2 protein-coding genes are annotated in these 3,327 nt (G+C 74.4%); both read right to left on the bottom strand.

Features of this window, described 5'->3' with window-relative positions; translation table 11 throughout:
- The coding region (locus IE245_RS36440; RefSeq protein WP_189955729.1) for a type I polyketide synthase at positions 1-2,087 on the bottom strand (2,087 nt) is incomplete at its 3' end.
- Positions 2,088-2,194: 107 nt separating this feature from the next.
- A partial coding sequence (locus tag IE245_RS36435; RefSeq protein ID WP_189955727.1) for a beta-ketoacyl reductase occupies positions 2,195-3,327 on the bottom strand: 1,133 nt, incomplete at its 5' end.

Raw genomic sequence — 3,327 nt, 5'->3', positions numbered from 1 at the left:
CCGCCGGACGGCAGCGCGTCCATCAGGGACGCGCGCGCGGCCACGAGCCGGCAGGCGTCCTCCAGGGACAGCACCCCGGCCACGTGCACGGCGGCGAGCTCACCGATCGAATGCCCGGCGACGAAGTCGGGGCGCACGCCCCAGGACTCGACCAGCCGGAAGAGGGCGACCTCGACGGCGAACAGCGCCGGCTGCGTCATCCCGGTGCGGTCCAGGGCCTCGCCGCCCGAGGCGATCACCTCGCGCAGCGACACCTCCAGCAGACCGTCGAGAACGCCGACGACCTCGTCGAACGCCTCCGCGAACTCCGGGAACACATCGGCCAGTTCCAGGCCCATCCCGGCACGCTGGGCACCCTGGCCGGTGAACAGGAACGCCGTCTTGCCCGAGCGGCTCGCGCCGACGGCCACCGAGGCGGCCGTGCCGCCTTCGGCGAGCTCCCGCAGACCCGAAAGCAGGGTCTCGCGGTCGTCACCGACGACCACCGCCCGGTGATCCAGGACCGCACGCCCGGCCGCCAGCGAGAAGCCGACATCGACGGGGCGCGGGGCGGCCTCGGGCGTCTCCAGGAAGGTGAGCAGGTTGCGGGCCTGGGCGGCCAGGGCCTCGGGGGTCTTGCCGGAGATCGGCCACGGCACGACCGGCAGGTCGGCGGCCGGGGCGGCCGGGGCGGGCTGCTCCGCCGTCTCGTCCTCGGCGACGACCGGCGCCGAGGGCTGCTCGATGATGACGTGGGCGTTGGTGCCGCCGAAGCCGAAGGAGGACACGCCGGCGCGGCGGGGCCGGTCGGCCTCGGGCCACGGGGTCTCCTCGGTGAGGAGTTCGACCGCGCCGCTCTCCCAGTCGACGTGCGGCGTCGGCTCGTCGATGTGGAGGGTGCGGGGCAGGACGCCGTGGCGCATCGCCTCCACCATCTTGATCACGCCGCCGACGCCCGAGGCGGCCTGGGCGTGGCCGATGTTGGACTTCAACGACCCCAGGTACACGGGGCGTTCGCGGTCGCTGCCGTAGGTGTTGAGGATGGCCTGCGCCTCGATGGGGTCGCCGAGGCGGGTGCCGGTGCCGTGCGCCTCGACCGCGTCCACGTCGGCGGCCGTCAGGCCGGCGGCGGTCAGGGCCTGGCGGATGACGCGCTCCTGGGAGGGGCCGTTGGGGGCGGTGAGGCCGTTGCTGGCACCGTCCTGGTTCACCGCCGAGCCCTTCAGCACGGCGAGGACCTGGTGGCCGTTGCGCACGGCGTCCGACAGGCGCTCCACCAGCAGCAGGCCGACTCCCTCCGCCCAGCCGGTGCCGTCCGCGTCCGCCGAGAACGACTTGCAGCGGCCGTCGGCGGCGAGGCCGCGCAGCCGGGAGAACTCGATGAAGGCGACGGGGGTGGACATCACCGTGGCGCCGCCGGCGAGGGCGAGGTCGCACTCGCCGCGCCGCAGGGCGTTGGCGGCGAGGTGCAGGGCGACCAGGGACGACGAGCAGGCGGTGTCCACCGTGACGGCCGGGCCTTCGAGGCCGTACGTGTAGGCGAGTCGGCCGGAGGCGATGCTGCCGGCGCTGCCGCTGAACAGGTAGCCCTCGACGCCCTCCGGGGGGAGGTGGGGGCGGGAGCCGTAGTCGTTGTACATGACGCCGGTGAACACGCCGGTGCGGCTGCCGCGGACGTCCTCGGGGTCGATGCCGGCCCGTTCGAAGGCCTCCCACGCGGTCTGGAGCAGCAGGCGCTGCTGCGGGTCGACGGCCACGGCCTCGCGCGGCGACATGCCGAAGAACTCGGGGTCGAAGCGGTCGGCGTCGTGGAGGAAGCCGCCTTCGCGCCCGTAGGTCTTGCCGACGCTCTCCGGGTCGGGGTCGTAGAGGGCGTCGACGTCCCAGCCGCGGTTGTCCGGGAACTCGGAGACCGCGTCGACGCCGTCGGCGACGAGCCGCCACAGGTCCTCGGGCGAGGTGACCCCGCCCGGGTAGCGGCAGGCCATGCCGACGATCGCGATGGGTTCCTGCTGCCTGTCCTCCACTTCGCGCAGTCGCCTGCGCGCGTCGCGGGCATCCGCGATGGCCCGCTTGAGGTAGTCGCGGAGTTTCTCCTCGCCCGACATGGTGTCCTTTCCCCCAGGTGTGGTGTGCGTGTGGCGGCGGCGGTCCGCCGGTGGCTGTGGCGTTGGGTGTGGCGTTGAGGAGCGCGCCGGTTCGCGCGGTGCGGTGCTCACTCCAGCTCGTCGAGCAGGGCGAACAGCTCTTCGTCGCTGGCGCTCTCCAGGTCCGCGTCGTCGTCCTCGCGGCTGCCGGGGGCGGCTTCGCCCCCGGCCGTCTCGGCCAGGCTGAGCAGTTCGCGCAGCCGGGCCGTGAGGAGGGCCTGGCCGTCGGGGCCGGCGGCCGCCACCTCTTTGATCAGCGAGGTGAGGCGGGAGAGTTCCTTGAGGACGGGTTCGGCGGACGGGGTTCCGTCGAGGCCGAGCTGGTCGCGCAGGTAGGTGGCGAGGGCGCCGGGGTTCGGGTGGTCGAAGACCAGCGTGGTCGGCAGCCGCAGGCCGGTGGCGGTGTTGAGGCGGTTGCGGAGCTCGACGGCGGTCAGCGAGTCGAAGCCCAGTTCCTGGAACGCCCGGTCGGCGTCGATCGCCGACGGGTCGGCGTGGCCGAGGACGCCGGCGACCTGCGCCCGCACCAGGTCCACGAGGGCCGCTTCCTGCTGGCCCGGCGACAGGGCCGCGAGCCGTTCGGCGAGGGAGGCGCCGCCGGCCTGGTCGGCCGTGGCGGCGGCCGCCGCGCGCTTCGGTGCCCGGCGGACCAGGCCGCGCAGCAGGGTGGGCGGTTCGGTGTCCGCGGAGCGCAGCGCCGCGGTGTCGAGGCGCGTGACGCCGAGGACGGCCTCGCCGGTGGCGGGGGCGGCGTCGAAGAGCTCCATCGCCTCGGCCGTGCGCAGCGGCAGCAGGCCCGAGCGGGCGAGGCGCTTGATGTCGGCGTCCGTCAGGCTGCCGGAGAGTTCGCTGCTCTCGGCCCACAGGCCCCAGGCCAGTGACAGGCCCGGCAGGCCCTGGGCCCGTCGGTGCGCCGCCAGGGCGTCCAGGAAGGTGTTCCCGGACGCGTAGTTCGCCTGGCCGGCGGTGCCGAGGAGGCCCGCGATCGAGGAGTAGACGACGAAGGCGGTGAGGTCGAGGTCGCGGGTGAGCTCGTGGAGGTTCCACGCCGCGTCCACCTTCGGCAGGAGCACGGCATCGAGCTGCTTGCGGGTGAGGGCGGAGAAGACGCCGTCCTCGACGATGCCGGCGGTGTGGACGACGGCGGTCAGCGGGTGCTCGGCGGGAACGGCGGCCAGCAGCCCGGCCAGCGCCTCCCGGT

Source organism: Streptomyces roseolus, from assembly GCF_014649855.1.
Taxonomy (GTDB): Bacteria; Actinomycetota; Actinomycetes; order Streptomycetales; family Streptomycetaceae; genus Streptomyces; species Streptomyces roseolus.
The sequence above is the reverse complement of the archived record's forward strand: the minus strand, read 5'-3'. Positions and strand labels throughout refer to the sequence as shown.